Source organism: Sphingobium sp. KCTC 72723 (assembly GCF_014280435.1).
GTDB lineage: Bacteria > Pseudomonadota > Alphaproteobacteria > Sphingomonadales > Sphingomonadaceae > Sphingobium.
In genome coordinates this window covers 935,662-954,821 of record NZ_CP060388.1, presented here as the reverse complement: position 1 = coordinate 954,821, position 19,160 = coordinate 935,662, and the positions used below count along the sequence as shown (strand labels likewise).

The window sequence follows — 19,160 nt, the reverse complement described above, 5'->3', positions numbered from 1 at the left end:
AGGAAGTGGTCGGGGAGACAGGAGCAGAATTGCCTAAATCTCTTGACTAAGGATTTCTGCTGAGTCGTTGATATTACGTCCTTTTTTGTTCTCCTAAGTCAATTTCACTGTCAATTTCGCTGTCAATTTCGACCCATTTAGGGTATGGTTTTCGTCATGAAATCATCCCGCAAAACACCCTACCTTTGGGAACGTCCGAACACTGATTGCTTCTGGTTCAGTCGCGCGGTGCCAAAGCGATTGCATGAGATGGAGGGACAGAAGCTTGTCCAGTTCAGCTTAGGGACCACGGATCGGGAACAGGCGAAGGCATTGGCGCGACACCACGCCAACCAACTTGATGTAAAATGGGGGCTGCTCTTGCCAACGCTGCGCGTGCCCTCAATCAACGATATCGAATCGGCGGCGGTCGCCGTGGGATATGACAGCATTCTTGCATATGAGGATGATCGGCGCAGGTCATTGGCAAGCGGGGATGCTGCCGCCTATCGTCGCCATCTCCGCCGCACCCAATTTAACGTGGAAGCGCACGCGCTCAATACAATCACCGGCGAGTTTGGCCCAGTGCGGGGGCTTGCGGACGCGGCGATTGAGGCGATGGGCTTCGATCTGCCGACCGATAGCCCAGGCTACGCGACATTATGCGAACGCCTTGCCGTCGCCCAGGTTGCGGCAAGCAGGGTAGCAAAGGAGCGGTTAAGCGGTGACCTTGAAGCGGAAACAGATAGCAAACTGGTTTCCCGCGTCCGTAAGCACGCATCTGACAAGGCTGCCCCCGGTGAAACTTTGCTTGAGTTGTTCGAGCGTTGGGCGACAGAAGCCATGGCGAAAGGGGAAAAGAACCTCGATACCGCTACGCAAAATCGGAAAACGATCCAACAGTTCGCCGAATTTGTCGGTGCTGACCGTTCCATTCGCAGCATCACCCCGGTTGAGGTTGCCGCCTTTCGGGACACCAAGCGCGATCTGCCGCCCAAATGGATGAGCAACAAGCAACTGAAACATTTGCCCATGCGAGAGGCTGCCAAGCGGGCGCGCGAATTGGGACTGCCTCAAACGGCGTTCACGTCCATTAACAACGCGCTCAGCACGATATCGCCCCTGTATGCCTGGTTAGCCAGGCAACCAGCTTGGGCAGGCTTGAGCAATCCCTGTGCGGGCTTGTTCTATGATAAGGTAAAGGGCAAGAACCGCCGCCCGCCGTTCTCGACCGAGCAATTAAACAAGATGCTCCATTCGCCGCTGTTCACTGGTTTCCTTGGTGAAGGCCGTGAGCATTTGAAGGGCAACCAACAAGCTGATGATTGGCGGAAATGGATACCGCTTATCTGCATGTTTTCCGGCGCGCGTATCGGTGAAATAGCCCAGCTTCGTGTCGGCGACGTTCGGCAGGATCGCGGCGTCTGGTTTATCCATATCTGCCACGATGACAGTGAAGGCTTGGCGACCAAGAACCGCAAAAGCCGCCCGGCGGCAGTCCATCCCATGTTGGAGCGCATCGGCTTCCTAGCGTTCCATGCGCGCATGATGGAACAGATGGGCAACAATTTGGCCGCGCCGCTTTTCCCCGAACTTGAGGCAAATTCGCGCGGTCATATCGGTGCCACGCCGTCGCGATGGTGGCGTGAATATTTGACTGATGTTGACATAAAGGATGGCAACGACGGCTTTGGCTCTCATAGTTTCCGCCATACGCTTGCTGATCGCTTGCGTAGCGAAGCCGAACTTCTCGACGATCAGATTGAGGTTTGCCTCGGTCACAACCAAAAGACGACGACAAGTGGCTATGGCCAGTTGAGCCAAGGCACCGTTTCGATGTTCAGCGGTTGGATGGAAGCAGTGCGGTTTGATGGCGTAGATTTCAGTCATTTGATCGTTCAAGCCTGAAAATCCTAATTGCCCGTAAACCGGGTCTAGAGCGCCGCCGCGTATGTTTGGCTGTGTGTGTTAGGTGAGGCAAGTTTTCGCGCTGTGCGGTGCCTCTACGGGCAAAATAGAGGCTATTTAGGCACACCGATGCCAAAATATCACCACGCGGCCCCCTTAGCTTGCCAAAACCGGCTTGCCCATGCGGAAGCCCCACCCCGCAGGTTTTTAACTCCGGTCGGTTTCTGCACTCCGCTGGTGTCTGGTTTCGCTTCAAACGATATAGGTCAGCATTATTGACCTTTGACAAAAAAGAGCGATGCGAAGCGTCGCTCGGTTATCTGAACGAAGTGAAGATAACCAATTCAATGAGTATGAATCTGATTCAAAATATGAATCTAAGAATCTTATATATTATTGTTAGGTTTAAGACGCGCGGCGCGCACGCATACGCGTATACGCGAGCGCATAATGCACGCACACGTATACGCGAGCACGCGCTAGGGGGTTCGACGTTGCAACTGAAACGCGCCGGTGGGGAGGTTTGCGGGTGGTCTTTGAGCGCTGACCAAGCAGAAGGCTATTCACTTTCTGTTCCAAAGCTGTTATCATCGTCGGCGTGGTCTTGGTGACCGTAAACCCCTCCTTCGCAGATGGAGGCTAAAATCTGCCAGCGTCCGGCGAGTTATACCGCACGGCGTTTGAGGCGATCACGTTAGCGCGCTCACAATGGGCCACTAGCCGCGTAGCGGCATCGGGCAGCGATTACTAAGGGCCACCTGTGGCCCAGTCCGAAATGGGCCTCCCAAGCCGGGTGCGATTAGGCTGATCCTGCTGAACAAGCGGCGTCCCCAATCTCTCGCTGGTATTACCTTTGTCGCGCCATTCGCCTGTATCAAATCTTGCCGCATCCATTTCGTCCTGGCGCGAAGGCTCCGAGGGCTTTTTCCAGTTCTTGGCCGATGTTCAGCCGCGCGTGCCATCTGGCAGCGGGGGCTATATCCCGTTCGTGTTGGATGATCGCATCCGCGCAGAGGTGGCCAAGGCGCTGGACAATCCAGACGTGTCGGTCGCGGTGTTTAGTTTCCCTAGGCGACACGGCAAAACGGTCCTTGCGGCGATGCTCATAGCGTGGCGCTTCATGTCGCGTCCGTCCGAGAATATCGCGGTCCTGGCAAACTCCGAAAAGCAAGTAGCGTCAACGGCATTCAGGACAATCAGGCAGGCGTTTGAGAACACGCCACTGCTCAAGAGGCTTGTCGCGGCAGGCACGGTCAAGATCGGTGCCGACCGGATCGAAATGCCTTCAACGGGCAGTGTGATCCAAGCCTATTCGAGCAATCCCGCTGCCCTGTGGGGTATGAAACTAACCGCTGCCCAGATTTCCGAAATCCACGCGGCGAGAAATGGCGGTGATGATGTTTACGAAGCGCTTGCCGGTTCGCTGCTCGATACCAATGGCTCGCTGCTCATCATTGATTCCACGGTCGCGCCGCGATCATCCAAATTGTGGGAACTCTGGCAGAGCGCCAATCATCCTACCGACCCTGACACGTCGATAGCATTTGCCCATATCGAATATGCTGATTTAGACGAAGCCTGTCGCCAATCGCCGCCCTGGATCGCGCCTAATAAGCTACGTTCGTTGTCGCGGCAGATGTTGCCCCATAAGTTCGCCCTTCTGCATCTTAACCGCTGGGGTGATGCCGCTAACGCCCTGTTCCCAAAATCTGTGCTGGACTCCTGCACCGAGGAGTATCCGCTCGACGTGAAGGCTTTAGCAGCGGGGTCGGCGTTTGCCGTGGGGGCAGGATTAGATCGCGCCTTTGGCGGCTCGCGCCATGGTGATGCCACGGTGACGGCTTGCATTGCCAAGATCGTCCTAGACGATGAGGAGCATATATTCGTCATGGATGCCGACACGGTGTTCCTGGGCCGATTGGGCGGCATCAAAAAGCGGTTTGAAACCTATCACCATGCTTACGGCATGTCGCGCGTTACGCTGGAGAGCTACGGCGCGCAGGACGTTGCCGACTGGTGTGCTGCGCAACCCTACGGCGGCGGGTCGGAAGTCATCCACCCTTCACGCGCCACGAAATACGCTGCATTCACCGCGCTATATCAGGCCGCAGCGGAAGGGCGGTTGCATATCCATCCGGCATTCAAAGATTTGCTGGCTGAAATGGCGATTTTTGAGGTGGTGGAGGATGGCAAGGCCACGGACGGGTTGGCCGCAGTTCCGAAATTCACGCACCCACGCGGCGCGCATGATGATTATGTCCATGCCCTAGCCTGGGCGGTTTACAGCCTTCGGACTGTTACCCTTTGCGCCTACGAAATTGAGGGAATCCATTGCAATGGCAGGGGAGCGAGCATCGCACACTGCGCGCTTAATGGCGGCGGTATCATCCCACCATGCGCCGATGGCTGCCGATCAATGGTGGAAGTGCGCAAATTGTATTCAGCATACCGCGAACGCGGTCCGCTCAATATCATTGAACTACCAGCATTCATCGAAAGCAAAATCAAAAATATCGGTGCGCACACTCTACCAAGATAAAATACATTTCCAATTATTGTAAATATAGGCTATACTGCCAACGTGCTTTAATGCTGTGAGAATTTGTGATTAAGTTTCTTTCATCTTCATCTGATGTTGTTAAATTAGCATCTTCTTCGCGTCAACGAAAAGATGATTGCGCGCGGCGTCTGCGATACTATTGGGACAATAGCCACGATGACGCCTACCACTTGATTGCACGGCGTTTCAGCCGCCCAGACCAGTTTCGGATATTCAGCGTCAATCTTGTTCGCGCGATCGTTGACAAGCGTGCCAGCACCTACCGCTTGCCACCCCGCCGCGTTTTCAACGGCTTCGATCAATCTACGGGTGACACACTCTATCGGGCGATGAACGCCGACGCGGTGCTGAAAAAGGCAAGCCGCTACCTTGAGGTGTGCAAAACTGTTGCGCTGCAAGTTGGTTGGGATGAGGAATCCGGCACGCCCACCCTGAACGTCCATACGCCCAACACGCTGGACGTGATCTATACCAACCCCGAACGTCCTGGCCGGATCATTGTGACCTACCCCGGCGATAGGGTCGAAGATACGACATATGCAGATTGGACGCCGACCGGCTTTCGCAGGCTTGATTATCGCGGCGCTGCTAAGGCCATCCCAGGGAATCCTGATAACGGCAATCCTTATGGTATCTTGCCTTTCGTCCCCTGGTTTGACCGTTTGCCTGACGATCAATTCTGGTTGCCCGGCGGCGCGGACCTTTACGCTGCCCAGGACGCGGTGAATGTTGGCCTAGCGAACCTTTGGCGTGCAGTTGAGCATCAAGCACACGGGCAAGCCTGGGCTTCTGGCATAAGTGCCAACGAAGTCCTGCAATTCGGCCCCGACCGTGTTGTGGCTCTGCCTGCCAATGGCCAGTTTGGCTTTGCTGCACCTAACGCCCCTATCGGCTCGATCCTGTCGGCGATTGAATTTGTGCTGCGCGAAATGGCTGCAACCTACGGCGTTGGCGCTGACCTATTCGACCTGTCCAAGGTTGCGGAGTCTGGTAGCGCCAAGCACGCGGGCCGCTTGGACCTGAAAGAGGTTCGGCAGGATCAGATTGCCCAAGCGCGCGCCATGGAAGCCCGCCTGTTTCATGTCGTGAAGACCGTGGTCAATGCCCACGCCCCCGGCACTATCCCCGACGATGCGTCTGTAGGCGTCGATTTTGCTGAACAGCAAGATCAGCTTTCGGAAACGGAACAATTGACGAACGCGCAAGCCAAAACTGACCTGGGCATTTGGTCGCCAGTCGATGCCCTCATGGCCGCCAATCCCGATGGCTTCCCAGACCGACAGACCGCTTTCCAAGAACTTCAACGCCGTCGCGACGAGTCCGCGCAACTGGCCATACCCCTTTAATTCGTGAGGATAACATGAGCGACGAAACGCCTTCCGGCACACAAACCGACACAAGCGGCGATGAACTTGCCGCAATCAAGGCGCAGCTTGCCGATACTGCTAAAACGGTCTTGGCCGGTGTTCCCGACCATCTGCGCGGGCTTATCCCTGTAAGCCTGTCGCCTGCCGATCAAATTGCCTGGTTCAATCAGGCAAAGGCTACCGGCGCTTTCGACAAGCCTGTCGTGCTGCCCACTGATGGCGGCGCAAAGCCTGCCATCACGCCCAGGGCTACCGATACCACGTCCATGCCGGTCTATGCGCGGCTTGCGGCTGGTTACAGCAAATAACGCGTAGAAAAAATTAGAGGAAATCTGAAAATGCTGACCCAAACCGAATGGGCCAAACTCAATCCCGACGCATTGCAGTCCGGCGTGGTCGAAATTTTCGCCAGCACCAATGCTATCATGCAGTATATGCCATATCAGAACATTGCAGGTGCGGCATATGTCTATAACCGCGAGCAGACGCTGCCGGGGATCGCCTTCCGTGGGATCAATGAATCCTATGACGACAGCACCGGCGTCATCAATCAGCTTTCCGACCCGCTGAAAATCATCGGCGGCGACCTGGACGTTGACGCCGCGCTGATCGCCTGGGCAACCAGCGCGAACGACACCCGCGCCATCCACGACGCTATGAAGGTCAAGGCGCTTTCCCTTTCGCACCTCAAAACGGTGTTCGATGGCGATAGCACGACGAACCCCAAGGAGTTCGATGGCCTGAATACGCGCCTCACCGGCAATCAGGTCATCACCGCAGGCACGAACGGCGCGGTGCTGACCATGCAGATGCTTGATGACCTTGTGGACGCCGTCAACGGCTCGCCCACGCTGCTGCTGATGAACAAAAAAATGCGGCAGACCATCCGGCAGATGGCTCGCAGCCTTAACGCTTTGACCATCGCCAAGGATGACCTGGGGCGCGAAGTCGATATGTATTACGGCGTTCCGTTCGGCATCATCGAAGATGACAATGAAGGCAACGCAATTTTGGGCTTCGATGAAACCCAAGGGACAGCGAACAACACCGCTTCTATTTATGCGGTATCGTTCGGTCCCGGTGCCATGTTCGGCGCGCAGTCGGCCCCGATTAGCGTTCGTGACCTGGGCGAACTTCAGTCCAAACCGGCATTCCGCACGCGGGTAGAACACTACAGCACGATTGTGTTGGAGCATCCCAAGTGCGCGGCCCGGTTGAAGGGCGTGAAACTGGCCTAACAGATTCAGCGCCCCGTGCTTGCACGGGGAAGCAGAGGCCCGCTTGCGGGGCGGCCAATTCGGTGAGTGGCTGCGCAAAATAACCCCGAAAGCCGGTGGTTCGTCATGTCTCCCTATCCTGGGCGAACGCGACCGGCACTCATTTAACACTCAGGTTTTCCGTATGCTGTCCGATGTTCGATCTTTGATGACTGATACTGTGGAGCATTGGCTGCCCCCGGCGCGCAACATCACAGGCACCGAAACCAAAGCGGGCAGCACGATCCATGCTGCCCGCGTCACATACTCTCCCGGCCGCATTGTCGGCCCCGCATCCCGCGAAAAAGCCAGCGATGCGGCCGCAACAATATGGCTTCTCAATCATCCCCGTGCCGCCGGTGTTGGCGATACCTTCACGCTTCCCAACGGCGAAACCCTGAAAGCCGTCCGGGTTGAGCATCGCAGCACTGGCGCCGACACCATCACGAAAGTCTATCTGTCATGACCGACACCGCACCGGCGTTGATCGTCGGAACCAATAGTTACACCACGCTTGCCCAGGCCAATGAGGTTGCGACTTCCCGATTGTTCGCTGCGCCTTGGCACGCTGCAAACGACGCCACCCGCGCGAAGGCGATCATCACGGCAACTGCAATCCTCGACAACATGCGTTGGCAGGGCCGCAAGCTTGCACCCACTCAGCCGTTGGCATGGCCGCGCGTTCCATCGCGCGCAGTGCTGGGCTATCCCCTGGCTGTCGACATCGTTCCGTCTGTTGTCGGGGCGACCGTTGACCTCGCTATCCACCTTCTCGCTTCCGGCGGCCCAGGCGGCGGCCCCGCAATCATGCAGCGTATGCTGGGTGACTCTATGGTCATGTATTACGCCAGCACGCCGGACGAATTGCCAAAGCACGTTCGCCGCCAGATTGAGCCATATCTCTACATGCCGTCCGCCCACAATGCGGAGGTGCAATTCTAATGGCCGCGCCGGACCACATAGAAGCCTTGGCCCTCTCGTATGAACGCGATCTTGCCGCTTTGCTCAGCCGCGTTCATTCCGCCGCGTTCGATGAAATCAATGCTGACCTAATCGCGGCAATCCTTGACGATATCGACGCCGATCATATCCGTGCGCAACTCGTGATGACGCTGGACCTAGCAGACGACAATCTGTTGCCCACTATCGCAGAAGGCAACGCTGACCTTCTGTTTATGCTTGTCGGCTTGGTTGCAGCCGCCGCCGCCCACGCCACTGCCCAGGTCGGTCATTCGATCAATCCACGCGATGCTGGGCTTACTCCTCCCAACGTCGCAGCCCAGCGCCTATTGGCACGTTTCAATGCCGATAGCGCGCTGGCATTCGCGGCTGCCATTGAAACCGCCATCTACGGGCCTGGCAAACCCTATTCGCGAGCTTTGCAACTCCGGCGGTCCATCGGCTTGACGGTGAAACAAGCCGCCATGCTGGAAACTATGCGCATGACGCTGCACCAATATCTGGCAGCTCCGCAAAAGGTCATTCCCGCCCGCGTCGGTCCAAACGGGGTGCGTGTCCCGATCATGGTGGTCCGCAATATCGACACGCGCCGGCTACTCGCTGCTACTCGCGGCCATGTTTCCGCCGCCCAGCGCCAGATGCTCAAAAAGGCGCTGAACAATCCTAAGCTGACCATGGCCCAGGCTGAAACCATCCTTGACGATCATGCCAAGGAATTGCGCGCCTACCGTGCGCGTGCCGTTGCGGGCGAAGTCATCCACACTCTAATTGAAACCGCCAAGCTGGCAGGCTGGCGCATCGCCCAACGTGCAGGGGCATTGGCTGCCGATCAGCGCCGCTATTGGAAAACCGCCGGTGATGAGCGCGTGCGCCATACTCATGCCCAGGTGCCAGCGATGAATCCGAAAGGCGTCCCGCTCGATCAGCCATTTGTAACTCCATTGGGCGACCATTTCACGCCACCACTTGAATATGGTTGCCGATGCAAAGCGGTGCTGGCCAAATCATGACAAACCATATTCGCGCCGCCGATGAAACCAAGGGATATGAACAGCCGGAAAAGCGCCTAGCCATGGCGATCATTATCAACGCAATCAGCGAAGCCATGGGAAATGGCGCTGTCAACGAACGGACGTCGGGCGGGCGCGAAAAATGCCGCGAAAGCGCCCTGCGCTGGTTTGTTGAAGCCGATGCTGATTTCCAAGCGATATGCGATTGGGCCGATCTTGACCCCAATGCTGTCAGGAGCGCGGCCCTGGCACATATTCAGACCGGCGTTCGTATGCCACGCCGTCAGGCAATCGACAGCCAATCTAACAGCAAGCGCCGCAAAGATATTACCATTGCTCGCATCGCCGCACATGCCGGTGTTTCAGCAACGTCCGTTCGCAACGCCCTGGACGGCAGGGCTTCTCATGTAATGCAGGCGCGGGTCCAATCGGCAATCAAGACCATGGGAAAACCAGCCAATGACCGATGACGCCTTGATGGTTGGTGGTCGCAAGGTCGATGGCCGCACCCTGGAAGCACGCCGGTTCAAAGCGATAGCCGGTGATCTCATCATTCAGCTTGGTCGCGGCCCGACAGCCAGCGAACGCGCGTTGCTCTATGCCGCTGCTACCTTCGCTATGCTATGCGAGCGCGACACCGAAAGCCTGTTGGCAGGGCAGGGGATCGACCAAGAGAACTACCGCCGGAACGTAGCGATGCTGGGGCAGCAATTGGTCAAGCTGGGCATGGCGAAGAAAAGCCGCGACGTGACCAAACGAGACCATATCGGCATGGATGATTTTGGCGCTGCGCTGATTGAGGCGAATAAAATCTGACTACGGTGCTTTAAAAGAGCCGAGTGTGGCAGCATTCTGAATGTCAGTTTTATATGATCTCATAAGTTGTATAATTGTGTCCGCTAGATCTTTCCATTCAATTGCGTTAATATCAAGATATTCTCCATGAGCTACCTTGTTTCTTCTTTTTAACAAGCTTTCATCGATCAAATTATAATATGAAGAATATCCGCTTGTATCAATTCCTATCGATCCAGATATGTTTTCAAAAACAGATGAACTTAAATTTGATTCTGTGTTTATTGCATTCGAAAGATTAAATATTGCATTTTCACTTAGCTTTGATTGAACGAAGTGTAAAGCCTCTACCGAAGGCGCATTTTTTCTATTAACAGCTAGTAGTTCTAGTCTTCCTCTGAGGCCGAGAACAATAAAACATGGCTTCAAATCTTCAAATTTTAGTCCACGAGTTGAAACATATTCTGCATATGAAAGAGAGGCACTTTTAATAAAACCTTCCCAATGCGCGTATAAAAGGGCAATTCCAGCTCTGATGAGAGTGGATTGAGCTAAAGATTTTGTGCCAGAAATACTCATCTTGAGATTTAGGACTTCCTTAATCCGCCACCCAAGTTCGCCATCTAGAGTATCTTGTAGTTGGTCTAATGAGCGTATTTTTGCCATATCTAGCTCGCTTAGGGCTTCAAGAACTCTTCAGCCATCGGCAAAAGATTTACTAGGCGTGTGGTGCCGCGGGTTCCTCCACCTGAGTTTGCCTTGAAGGTTTCATTGTTCCAAAGTTCCTTCGCTTTGCTTACTAGAAATGATTTGCGCTCCGCCGCATCCATCGCATCAAGCGCGACGATATTTTTCGACACGCCAAAAGCTAGAACTTCGAAAACCGAAATGAGAAATTTCCCTTTGAAGCTGTTTCCATCCCAGCGGCGGAATGCGCTATCTCCCAGAGCAGCATTCAAATAATCAAACGTCTTAGTGAAATCGCTTTCTTCGACGATCTCGTCAAAGCCTTCATCAGAGGCCATCGTCAAAAGCGCATTGGTCAGATATTCGTGCACATCGAGTCCACGCTCGTATGCAACATTGCGAAAGGCAAGAAAGCGAAGAGCCAACTCAACTCCTGCCTGTGCTTCAATAGCGGTTTCGGTTTGCGCAGTAGTCGTGACAAAATCAAAGTTGTTCGATAATCGAATAAGAAGATCAAAAAGTTGCTTGTTTACCATAACGGCAATACAATTCCTAACTTCCTGTTCAGTAAGGCCTGCGCCACCTGTATTGAGCCGCTGAAATAGCTCATACTTGGCCTTTGCATCACTTTCCATTTTTAGGATTTCTACGCGAACTCGCGCACGTTTAATCTGTAACTGCTGCAACGATCCGATGCCATCTCCAATGCCCCTATCTGAATCCTCCCAACGCTTGCCGGACAGACTTGGCAAAAATTGTGTTCCTTCAAGCGTGAGGCCATTCGCGTCGCCTTTCAAAATCCCGGTGAATTGAAAGACTGTAGAAAGGCGTTGCAAACCATCGATAAGCTCCCACACACCTTTTTCATCCTGGAATACGAAAATAGGCGGGATTGGGATTCCTAACAGCAGAGATTCTATGAAGCGTGTCTTCCGGGTTTCATCCCACCGGAAAAGCCGTTGAAAAGCTGGATCAATCTTTAGCTCGTTATCTCGATAAAGGTTCATCACTTCACCGATCGACATATCGTATCCGTCTGACACTATCTCCGTTCGAGCCGCCTTTACTTCATCTTCCAGCGCCATACGACCTCCCGCTCTATTCAATGGACGTTGCTACCATGTGCGAAGCGTGAAGCAAGCGATTGAATCCCGGCGGAGAACAACCCTACGAACCAGCCGCGGCTGCTCCATAACGATTGCCCTGCCGTGCAACTTTTTCATACCGTGAATAATCTAAGCGATGTTGCCAATAATAAGAGTATCGCAGCCTTTCCGCCTCAAAAGTTGTAGGTTTTGGACAGCCCAAAAACCAGCAAGATAGCGCCTCAAAAGATACCATATTGACTAATGATACAGGCTCGATAGTAAAGGGTATCTTTTGAGACTCGGAGGCATCCCTTGAACCGCATCGCATATTATCGTGTTAGCACTGGTGGGCAGAGCATCGAAGCCCAGCGGCAAGTGCTTGGTGATGGCTTTGATAAAGAGTTTGCGGACGAAGGCATAAGCGGTGCCACGATGGCGGCAGATCGCCCAGGCTTCGGGAAACTGCTGTCATATGTGCGTGAAGGCGATACCCTTTATGTGGCTGCACTAGATCGCCTGGGCCGCGATGCCCTGGACGTTCAGGCAACAGTGCGCCGGTTGCTGGATATGGGCGTGACGCTGGATGTTCGTGGGCTAGGGGCAATCGGTCGCGGCGTTGGCGAGTTGATTGTCGCGGTCCTTGCCCAGATTGCAGACATGGAACGCTCTAGAATCAAGGAACGGTGCGATGCTGGGCGAGAAGCTGCCAAGGTGGCGCTACAGGCTACAGGGCGCACACACCGGGGTAAGGAGGGGCTAGGCAGGCCCAAGGCCGGTGATGCTGCCCAGGTGGCCGCATGGCGTAAGGAGAACGCGGCGAGCATTTCTCAGACGATGGCGCAATTCGGTATTAGCCGTGCGACGGTGGCCCGCTACTGCGCGGGGTAGCCCCCCCCCTAGGGGGGGTAACGATCAGCAAATGTTTGAATTAAAAATATTTTTCAAGTTGTTCGATCAAGTTCGTTTGAAGCGATCGACATAAGCGGCTTAATCCACGTGCGGGAAGGCTTGGCCGCTTGCAGCGTCGGCTGGTATGGCCATTGGCGCACGTTCATACCTGTAGATGGCAAAAACTGCGCGGGGTGGGCGGCTGGTTAGCGCGCGCGCGCAATGAATGCTCAGCATCGCCAGTATGGTGCGTCGGCGCGCGGTGACCGCCGCCCAACTAATTAATGACGGTTTGCCAAACGGCATGTCCACGCATTCCATCGGAATGCGTGGCGCGCGTGTTCGTGCTTGATGATGCCCATGATGTTGGGTGGCGCATTTGAAATCAAATCATATATTTAGATATTCAACGCCAAAATTTTATCGGTGATTGTCAAGGTGTGCGACCTCAATTTCATGTCAAGCACGAGCCTCGCCCCCGTCACTTCGGAAACAGATCGCGCTCTTGATTACGAAAATATATGAAATCGAAGGTTAATTTAGCGACTAACCCAGTATTTTCTTTTTTGTTGCGTGTGATCATATGTTACTGTTCATGCGCATTACGAAATTCGCTGATTGATGCCAATGCTCCGAAAAATACCGACTTTGGTGCTTTACCGATCATCAGTTCTGCTTCAGTGATGTCCCAGTCTGGCACCGTCTCTGCGATAAATGTTTCAGCTAAAAGGGCGGCTCCTACAGCTTGCTGAGGTGTCGCAAAATCACTCCAGTAGCCAGCACTCAAACAATTCCAAATGAACCGTGCAACTATTTCAAATGTATCCTGTTTGCTAGCTGACCTTTTTATAGTATGCTGACGCAAGAACATAGCAGATTTTCTAAATTGACCCCATTTTTTCGGATGTATAAAAAAATCAGAATCATCTATATCTTTAGATAATTTGATATCGTCAATAAACATTTTATCTTCTAGTTTGAATGTTGAAATATTATCTAATTTGAATGACCTAATTCCACCACGCAACCAGCATTCTGCATCAATGTAAAATGACTTATTAAACTTATATGCACATTTTATGTCAATTTCTCGTCTATTTATTTGCCCATCGTAATCGCGATAATTTACCTCCATCGTCTTTGATTTTGGGAATGCTGTGTTGCCCATGATTTGATGAATCTCAAAAAGTATTTTTGAATCTAAATCAATGTCAAAGCCATCTCTCTCAACAGCGAACGACCGCACGCCATGTGTGGCAGAAAGGGCGGCTAAAATTGGAAATGCCTGCGCTGAAAATACTTGATCCAACGTCAATTCATTTCTCCAGACGATATGCAGGGTGTGATACTGACATCTTGTATAGTCACCAATGTGGATAGCGGTAAATAGATCACCGATGTGACCTGCATAGCAACAGGTATTGGGGTCTGGTGGTCCTAATCGTGAAGTGCAGAGCCTACGGTGGCATCTGACCAAGCAAGCGGCCCGCGTCCGTGCCAAGGCGTGCCCTGTGGAGCTACCGCCGGAGTTCGTGCGGAAAGTTCTCGACGCTGCTGATGAGCGCGCACGCTGCATCGCGCCCCATCTTTGGCGACAGAGTGACCATTTCAAAGCTGGCAGTTTGGAACGGGTTGCAGCGTTCCTGGGCGACGTGTGGGCGGCTAGAACTTTGCTTGAAAGGCAGTTTGGGCTAGGAAAGGCGACACCTACCAAGATCGCGCGATGGCTTAGCGAAAACGAGCGGGCGCATGGTTATGCGCCCGGCTCACTCCGTCCTATGGTTTACCGCGCCTTGGCGCGGATTGCGCTGCTAGAGAACACAAGCAACTGGCAGCGCCCCGATGAGCCTTACTCGCTGCCTTTTGACCCTAGCGACTAGGCAGAGAAGGCTGCCGCCCATTCTGAACAGTCGGAGGCCGCTGCGGCCTCCGACTGTTCGATCTTGTAGAACAATTCGTCTGCCGCGCGATCCCATCCGGCGTGCAGAAGAAACATCGCCCAGGCTTCAAGGGCATCGGTAACAGGACGTTCGTATGTCATGGCTTGCTCCCCGCCGGGTATCGGCGTGGAAGCCCTATAAGAGCGTGGCCTATTGTGGTGTCCATAACAAAATGCGCGCGCTCAGTGACACACGCCCTTGCAATCGCGTTCTTGATATGTTCTCATTCCACCATGAGACACGAACTTTCCCCACCGCCTGTTCAAGATGCTGACCTGGCTAACGCCATCGCTGGTTGGGTGCAGTGCGCCCCGCGCCAGTTACTCGTGCATCTAGCCGATAGTGAGACCCGCGACGCTGCCGCGTTGGCGTTAGGGGAGTGGATTACAGCGGAAATGACGATGTCATTTCCTGAATTGGTCGAATCGAGCGCGCCGCCTTTGCCGTTCTAGCAATGGATATGCAGCGACTGTCGTTTGAGCTGTCAATTTTGCTGTCAATTTCCGACGCCAAAATCGGCGCAAGTTACTGAAATATAACGATAAATTGAAAATGGTCGGGGAGACAGGATTCGAACCTGCGACATCCTGCTCCCAAAGCAGGCGCGCTACCAGACTGCGCTACTCCCCGACGAGGGGCGGCTTTAGCGGGGAACCGCGCGTCGCGTCAATCACCGATCAGTGAAAGAACAGCCATAATAGCAGAATGATCGGAATCGGTACGCCGATCAGCCATAATAAGATGCCTTTGCCCATGATCGTCACTCCATTGTTCGATGATTTGCGAACGGATGGAGACGCGGGGATGTTCCGCGCGGCGTAGAGAGGCGGGATTCGCATGGGTCGCGCACAAACAAAAAGGGCGGGCCACATAGCGGCCCGCCCTTCGGAAATCTCGCTAATGCGAAGATTACATTGCGTTCGCGGCGTTGTTCGCAGCGTTCGCAGCGTTGTCAGCAGCGTTCGTTGCATTTTCAGCAGCGTTCACGGCGTTCTCAACAACGTTTTCCACGACGGCGTTCGAAGCGTTCGCGGTTTCGTTGGCCGGCTTCTCACCGCAAGCGGCGAGGGCCATCAGGCTGGCCGAAGCGAAAACAGCAGCGATCTTCTTCATTGTGTACGGCTCCCATAGCATTTTGCCGCGTCAGGCACTTTAAGTGTGACCCTACGCGAGCGACCCGCATTAACGTGTGCGATGCACAAATCAATGCTTTTCTGCGCCGGTGAAACGAAGGAATCACGCGACAAGGCGTTGTCTACTATAAAAGTTCAGTTAATGCCCAATGTTTCTGAAGCGTTGGCGACAAGGTTTAACGTGACGGCCCAAGCCGCGACATTCTGACGCAACTGCACCGGATCGACCTTGTCCAGCGTATCGTCGGGCGTGTGGTGCAGGTCGAAATAGCGCGTGCCATCCTGTTGCAGGTCGATGACAGGGACGCCTGCCTTCACCAGTGGAGCGATGTCCGCGCCGCCGCCCGCTTCCTGTCCGCTGGCCCCCACGCCCAGCGGCGCAAGCCCGGCGGCGATCTGCTTTGCCAATGCTTCATGCCCCTGCGGCAGTTTGAAATCCACGCGCCAAACCCGATCCGCGCCGAAATCCGATTCGATCGCCAGAGCGTGCTTTTCCGCCCCATGCGCCTTGAAATAGGCGCGCGCGCCGTCGCCGCCGACTTCTTCCGCGCCTGCCATCAGCACGCGAATGGTGCGGCGGGGGGTACCGCTCTTGGCCACCTGCAACGCGGAAGCCGCAGCGATGCCGCATCCTGTAGCATCGTCGATCGCGCCGGTCCCCTGATCCCAACTGTCGAGATGGCAGGCCGCCACGACTATGCCAGCCGCAGGATCGCTGCCGGGGATTTCGGCGAAGACATTGCCCGAAGGCTGGTCCTTGAGCATCTTCGACGTCAAGGTCAGGTGCAGCTTAACCGGCTGCCCCCGCCCAATCATGCGGACAAGCTGTTCGGCATCCGGCACGCTGAGCGCCGCTGCCGGGATAGGCGTCACGCCCGGCGCCCACATCTGCACGCCGGTATGCGGCACGCGATGATGATCGGTGCCGATGGATCGAATCAGGATGGCTATCGCGCCCTTTTTCGATGCGATGCTTGGTCCCTGCCGACGTGCCGCGCCGAAATAGCCATAAGAGGAGCCGTCCTGCGTCGCTTCCATGCCGTGGCTGACGAAGGCGATCTTGCCTTTCACGCTGGCGGCGGGCGCAGCTTCCAGATCGGCTATGGTCGGGAAATAGACGACTTCGCCCTCCAGCCCCTTGTCCGATGTCGATCCGCTATTGCCCAGCGCGGCCAGAACCAGATTTTGCGGGTAGGGGGACAGAATCTTCGCTTCATCACGCCCGCGCACCCAGACCGGCATGGTATAGGGTTCCGCGTGCACGTTGGAGAAGCCCAGCGCTTTGAGCTTCGCCACGGCCCAGTCGCGCGCGCGCGCTTCCTGCTGCGTGCCGGCGGGGCGCGGGCCGACTTCGGTAGTCAGACCTTCGGTAAAGTCCCACGCGACCATATCGGCCAGCGCCGCATCGCGAATCGCCATGCTGTCCGCTGGGGCGGCCATTGCAAATGTGGGGGTGAAAATGCTGCCAAGGAGGAGGGCGGCAAGCGGGCCTGATCGGATTTTCTGCATGGGTTGCAGCGTAGCGGGCCATCACCCATTTGCCAATGCGCCCCGCCTCCGCTAACTCCGCGCAAAATCCCCTTGTCCTGACCGTTGGAGCTGCCCGAACATGTCCGCCGCCTCGCAATATGCCTATGTCATGAAAAGCATGACAAAGACCTTCCCCGGCGCGGCCAAGCCGGTGTTGAGCAACATCAACCTGCAATTTTATCGCGGGTCCAAGATCGGCATCGTTGGTCCCAACGGTGCGGGTAAATCGACCCTGATCAAGATCATGGCCGGAATCGACACCGATTTTTCCGGTGAAGCATGGCCGGGCGAGAATATCACGGTCGGCTATCTGCCGCAGGAACCCCAGCTTGACCCCAACAAGAGCGTGTTGGAAAACGTCAAGGACGGCGCGCGCGATATTGCGGACAAGATGGACCGCTTCAACGAAATCAGCAACATCATGGGCGACCCGCCAGAGGACGTCGATTTCGACGCGCTGATGGAAGAAATGGGGACGTTGCAGGAGCAGATCGACGCGGTCGATGGCTGGTCGCTCGACAGCCAGCTGGAACTGGCGATGGAAGCGCTGCGCTGCCCGCCGTCGGACTGGTCGGTCGAAAGCCTGTCGGGCGGTGAAAAGCGCCGTATCGCGCTGACCCGCCTGCTGATCCAGAAGCCGGACATATTGCTGCTCGACGAACCGACCAACCATCTGGATGCCGAAAGCGTCACCTGGCTGGAAAATCATCTGAAGGAATATGCGGGCGCGGTGCTGATGATCACCCATGACCGCTATTTCCTCGACAATGTCGTGGGCTGGATCCTGGAACTCGATCGGGGGAAATATTTCCCCTATGAAGGCAATTACTCCACCTATCTGGAGAAGAAGTCCAAGCGTCTGGAACAGGAAGATCGGGAGGCCACGGGCCGCCAGAAGGCGATCAACGACGAGCTGGAATGGATCCGTCAGGGGACCAAGGGTCGCCAGACCAAGTCCAAGGCGCGCATCAAGAAGTTCGAGGAACTGGTCGCGGGTCAGAACAACCGTTCGCCCGGCAAGGCGCAGATCGTCATTCAGGTGCCAGAGCGTCTGGGCGGCAAGGTGATCGAGTTCAAGAACATCAGCAAAGCGTTTGGCGACAAGCTGTTGTTCGAGGATCTGTCCTTCCTGCTGCCGCCCGGTGGCATCGTCGGCGTGATTGGGCCGAACGGGGCGGGTAAATCCACGCTGTTCAAGCTGATTACGGGTCAGGAGACGGCCGATTCGGGCGAGATCGACATTGGTTCGACGGTGCGTCTGGGCTTTGTCGATCAGAGCCGCGACCATCTCGACGGGTCGAAGAATGTCTGGGAAGAAGTGTCCGACGGCCTCGATTATGTGAAGGTCAACGGCCATGACATGTCCACGCGGGCCTATGTCGGCGCCTTCAATTTCAAGGGGCAGGACCAGCAGAAGAATGTCGGCAAGCTGTCGGGCGGTGAACGCAATCGCGTCCACATCGCCAAGATGCTGAAAAAGGGCGGCAATGTACTGCTGCTCGATGAACCGACCAACGATCTGGACGTCGAAACGCTGGGCGCGCTGGAAGAAGCGATCGAAAACTTCGCGGGTTGCGCCGTGGTCATCAGCCATGATCGCTTCTTCCTCGATCGACTGGCCACCCATATATTGGCATTCGAAGGCAACAGCCATGTCGAATGGTTCGAAGGCAATTTCGAAGCCTATGAAGAAGATAAGCGCCGCCGCCTGGGCGATGCGGCCGATCGGCCTACCGCGCTGTCGTACAAGAAGCTGACGCGGTGATTTTTAGGAAACGGTGGACCGGTTGCAAAAATTGCAACTGCTCCTCCGCTTTTCGCATTTGCGGTGATACCGCTATCATTGCATAGAGAATGCGCCTTTCAGGCATCCTCTCCTAAAACTTTGCGGGCTGGTTCTTTATGGACCGGCCCTTTTTTTGGTCTTGAGAGATGAGGATAAATGAAGGGGCGATTCGTCGTTGACCGACCATTTTCGGATATGTTCCCCCTGCCGTTTACGGGAGGGGATCAGTGGGTGGGCATGACGTTGCGACAGCCCACCCCGCTGCGACTAATG

18 protein-coding genes and 1 tRNA gene are annotated in these 19,160 nt (G+C 55.2%); 12 read left to right on the top strand and 7 right to left on the bottom strand.

Annotated features, from left to right (window positions below):
- Positions 1 to 156: 156 nt before the first annotated feature.
- The 10 genes from SPBM01_RS04795 to SPBM01_RS04750 all read left to right on the top strand — a co-directional run bounded on the left by SPBM01_RS04795 (position 157) and on the right by SPBM01_RS04750 (position 9,856).
- Positions 157 to 1,887, top strand: a complete 1,731-nt coding sequence (locus SPBM01_RS04795; protein WP_188064246.1) for a site-specific integrase — start codon at positions 157 to 159, stop codon at positions 1,885 to 1,887.
- A gap of 853 nt (positions 1,888 to 2,740) precedes the next feature.
- Positions 2,741 to 4,426 carry a terminase large subunit domain-containing protein gene (locus tag SPBM01_RS04790; RefSeq protein ID WP_188064245.1) on the top strand — a complete coding sequence of 562 codons (1,686 nt, stop codon included), beginning with the start codon at positions 2,741 to 2,743 and terminating at the stop codon, positions 4,424 to 4,426.
- Between the two features lie 65 nt (positions 4,427 to 4,491).
- Positions 4,492 to 5,793, top strand: coding sequence for a hypothetical protein (locus SPBM01_RS04785; protein WP_223177786.1), 1,302 nt, complete (start codon positions 4,492 to 4,494; stop codon positions 5,791 to 5,793).
- 14 nt (positions 5,794 to 5,807) lie between these two features.
- Positions 5,808 to 6,122 (top strand): hypothetical protein, encoded by a 315-nt coding sequence (locus SPBM01_RS04780; RefSeq protein ID WP_188064244.1) that lies wholly within the window; start codon positions 5,808 to 5,810, stop codon positions 6,120 to 6,122.
- Positions 6,123 to 6,152: 30 nt separating this feature from the next.
- Positions 6,153 to 7,052, top strand: a complete 900-nt coding sequence (locus tag SPBM01_RS04775) for a major capsid protein (RefSeq protein ID WP_188064243.1) — start codon at positions 6,153 to 6,155, stop codon at positions 7,050 to 7,052.
- Positions 7,053 to 7,215: 163 nt separating this feature from the next.
- On the top strand, positions 7,216 to 7,536 hold the full coding sequence (locus SPBM01_RS04770; RefSeq protein ID WP_188064242.1) for a hypothetical protein: 321 nt from the start codon (positions 7,216 to 7,218) through the stop codon (positions 7,534 to 7,536).
- Positions 7,533 to 8,012, top strand: coding sequence for a DnaT-like ssDNA-binding protein (locus tag SPBM01_RS04765; protein ID WP_188064241.1), 480 nt, complete (start codon positions 7,533 to 7,535; stop codon positions 8,010 to 8,012). Before SPBM01_RS04770 ends, SPBM01_RS04765 begins: the two co-directional genes overlap by 4 nt.
- The gene (locus SPBM01_RS04760) at positions 8,012 to 9,040 is read left to right on the top strand and encodes a hypothetical protein (protein WP_188064240.1); all 1,029 of its coding nucleotides are present in this window, start codon (positions 8,012 to 8,014) and stop codon (positions 9,038 to 9,040) included. The genes SPBM01_RS04765 and SPBM01_RS04760 overlap by 1 nt, the downstream gene beginning before the upstream one ends.
- Positions 9,037 to 9,510 (top strand): hypothetical protein, encoded by a 474-nt coding sequence (locus tag SPBM01_RS04755; RefSeq protein ID WP_188064239.1) that lies wholly within the window; start codon positions 9,037 to 9,039, stop codon positions 9,508 to 9,510. Before SPBM01_RS04760 ends, SPBM01_RS04755 begins: the two co-directional genes overlap by 4 nt.
- Positions 9,500 to 9,856 carry a hypothetical protein gene (locus SPBM01_RS04750; protein WP_188064238.1) on the top strand — a complete coding sequence of 119 codons (357 nt, stop codon included), beginning with the start codon at positions 9,500 to 9,502 and terminating at the stop codon, positions 9,854 to 9,856. The genes SPBM01_RS04755 and SPBM01_RS04750 overlap by 11 nt, the downstream gene beginning before the upstream one ends.
- Here the strand turns inward: SPBM01_RS04750 and SPBM01_RS04745 are convergent, their stop codons facing one another.
- Together SPBM01_RS04745 and SPBM01_RS04740 are read right to left on the bottom strand one after the other, a co-directional pair.
- On the bottom strand, positions 9,857 to 10,501 hold the full coding sequence (locus SPBM01_RS04745) for an MAE_28990/MAE_18760 family HEPN-like nuclease (protein ID WP_188064237.1): 645 nt from the start codon (positions 10,499 to 10,501) through the stop codon (positions 9,857 to 9,859). It lies immediately after the preceding gene.
- A gap of 11 nt (positions 10,502 to 10,512) precedes the next feature.
- Positions 10,513 to 11,607 (bottom strand): DUF262 domain-containing protein, encoded by a 1,095-nt coding sequence (locus SPBM01_RS04740; RefSeq protein ID WP_188064236.1) that lies wholly within the window; start codon positions 11,605 to 11,607, stop codon positions 10,513 to 10,515.
- 315 nt (positions 11,608 to 11,922) lie between these two features.
- On the opposite strand from SPBM01_RS04740, the gene SPBM01_RS04735 reads away from it, so the two are divergent.
- Positions 11,923 to 12,498 carry a recombinase family protein gene (locus SPBM01_RS04735; RefSeq protein ID WP_188064235.1) on the top strand — a complete coding sequence of 192 codons (576 nt, stop codon included), beginning with the start codon at positions 11,923 to 11,925 and terminating at the stop codon, positions 12,496 to 12,498.
- A gap of 586 nt (positions 12,499 to 13,084) precedes the next feature.
- Here the strand turns inward: SPBM01_RS04735 and SPBM01_RS04730 are convergent.
- From SPBM01_RS04730 to SPBM01_RS04710, 5 genes are all read right to left on the bottom strand, one after another.
- Positions 13,085 to 13,807, bottom strand: coding sequence for a WYL domain-containing protein (locus SPBM01_RS04730; protein WP_223177784.1), 723 nt, complete (start codon positions 13,805 to 13,807; stop codon positions 13,085 to 13,087).
- Between the two features lie 567 nt (positions 13,808 to 14,374).
- A complete protein-coding gene (locus tag SPBM01_RS04725) occupies positions 14,375 to 14,539 on the bottom strand; it encodes a hypothetical protein (RefSeq protein WP_188064233.1) in 165 nt (54 codons plus the stop codon).
- 452 nt (positions 14,540 to 14,991) lie between these two features.
- A tRNA-Pro gene (locus tag SPBM01_RS04720) sits at positions 14,992 to 15,068 on the bottom strand.
- A gap of 279 nt (positions 15,069 to 15,347) precedes the next feature.
- Positions 15,348 to 15,551 (bottom strand): hypothetical protein, encoded by a 204-nt coding sequence (locus SPBM01_RS04715; protein ID WP_119743806.1) that lies wholly within the window; start codon positions 15,549 to 15,551, stop codon positions 15,348 to 15,350.
- A 155-nt stretch (positions 15,552 to 15,706) separates the two neighbouring features.
- The gene (locus SPBM01_RS04710; RefSeq protein WP_188064232.1) at positions 15,707 to 17,080 is read right to left on the bottom strand and encodes a M28 family peptidase; all 1,374 of its coding nucleotides are present in this window, start codon (positions 17,078 to 17,080) and stop codon (positions 15,707 to 15,709) included.
- Between the two features lie 100 nt (positions 17,081 to 17,180).
- On the opposite strand from SPBM01_RS04710, the gene ettA reads away from it, so the two are divergent.
- Positions 17,181 to 18,866, top strand: coding sequence for an energy-dependent translational throttle protein EttA (gene ettA, locus SPBM01_RS04705; protein WP_188064231.1), 1,686 nt, complete (start codon positions 17,181 to 17,183; stop codon positions 18,864 to 18,866).
- Positions 18,867 to 19,160: the final 294 nt, after the last annotated feature.

What these genes read in the sequence shown, in the direction of transcription:
- SPBM01_RS04780 (WP_188064244.1), top strand. Translation starts at nt 5,808, where the DNA reads ATGAGCGACGAAACGCCTTCCGGCACACAAACCGACACAAGCGGCGAT.
- SPBM01_RS04770 (WP_188064242.1), top strand. Translation starts at nt 7,216, where the DNA reads ATGCTGTCCGATGTTCGATCTTTGATGACTGATACTGTGGAGCATTGG.
- SPBM01_RS04710 (WP_188064232.1), bottom strand. Translation starts at nt 17,080, where the DNA reads ATGCAGAAAATCCGATCAGGCCCGCTTGCCGCCCTCCTCCTTGGCAGC.
- SPBM01_RS04715 (WP_119743806.1), bottom strand. Translation starts at nt 15,551, where the DNA reads ATGAAGAAGATCGCTGCTGTTTTCGCTTCGGCCAGCCTGATGGCCCTC.
- ettA (WP_188064231.1), top strand. Translation starts at nt 17,181, where the DNA reads ATGTCCGCCGCCTCGCAATATGCCTATGTCATGAAAAGCATGACAAAG.
- SPBM01_RS04740 (WP_188064236.1), bottom strand. Translation starts at nt 11,607, where the DNA reads ATGGCGCTGGAAGATGAAGTAAAGGCGGCTCGAACGGAGATAGTGTCA.
- SPBM01_RS04745 (WP_188064237.1), bottom strand. Translation starts at nt 10,501, where the DNA reads ATGGCAAAAATACGCTCATTAGACCAACTACAAGATACTCTAGATGGC.
- SPBM01_RS04760 (WP_188064240.1), top strand. Translation starts at nt 8,012, where the DNA reads ATGGCCGCGCCGGACCACATAGAAGCCTTGGCCCTCTCGTATGAACGC.
- SPBM01_RS04755 (WP_188064239.1), top strand. Translation starts at nt 9,037, where the DNA reads ATGACAAACCATATTCGCGCCGCCGATGAAACCAAGGGATATGAACAG.
- SPBM01_RS04765 (WP_188064241.1), top strand. Translation starts at nt 7,533, where the DNA reads ATGACCGACACCGCACCGGCGTTGATCGTCGGAACCAATAGTTACACC.
- SPBM01_RS04795 (WP_188064246.1), top strand. Translation starts at nt 157, where the DNA reads ATGAAATCATCCCGCAAAACACCCTACCTTTGGGAACGTCCGAACACT.
- SPBM01_RS04775 (WP_188064243.1), top strand. Translation starts at nt 6,153, where the DNA reads ATGCTGACCCAAACCGAATGGGCCAAACTCAATCCCGACGCATTGCAG.
- SPBM01_RS04750 (WP_188064238.1), top strand. Translation starts at nt 9,500, where the DNA reads ATGACCGATGACGCCTTGATGGTTGGTGGTCGCAAGGTCGATGGCCGC.
- SPBM01_RS04725 (WP_188064233.1), bottom strand. Translation starts at nt 14,539, where the DNA reads ATGACATACGAACGTCCTGTTACCGATGCCCTTGAAGCCTGGGCGATG.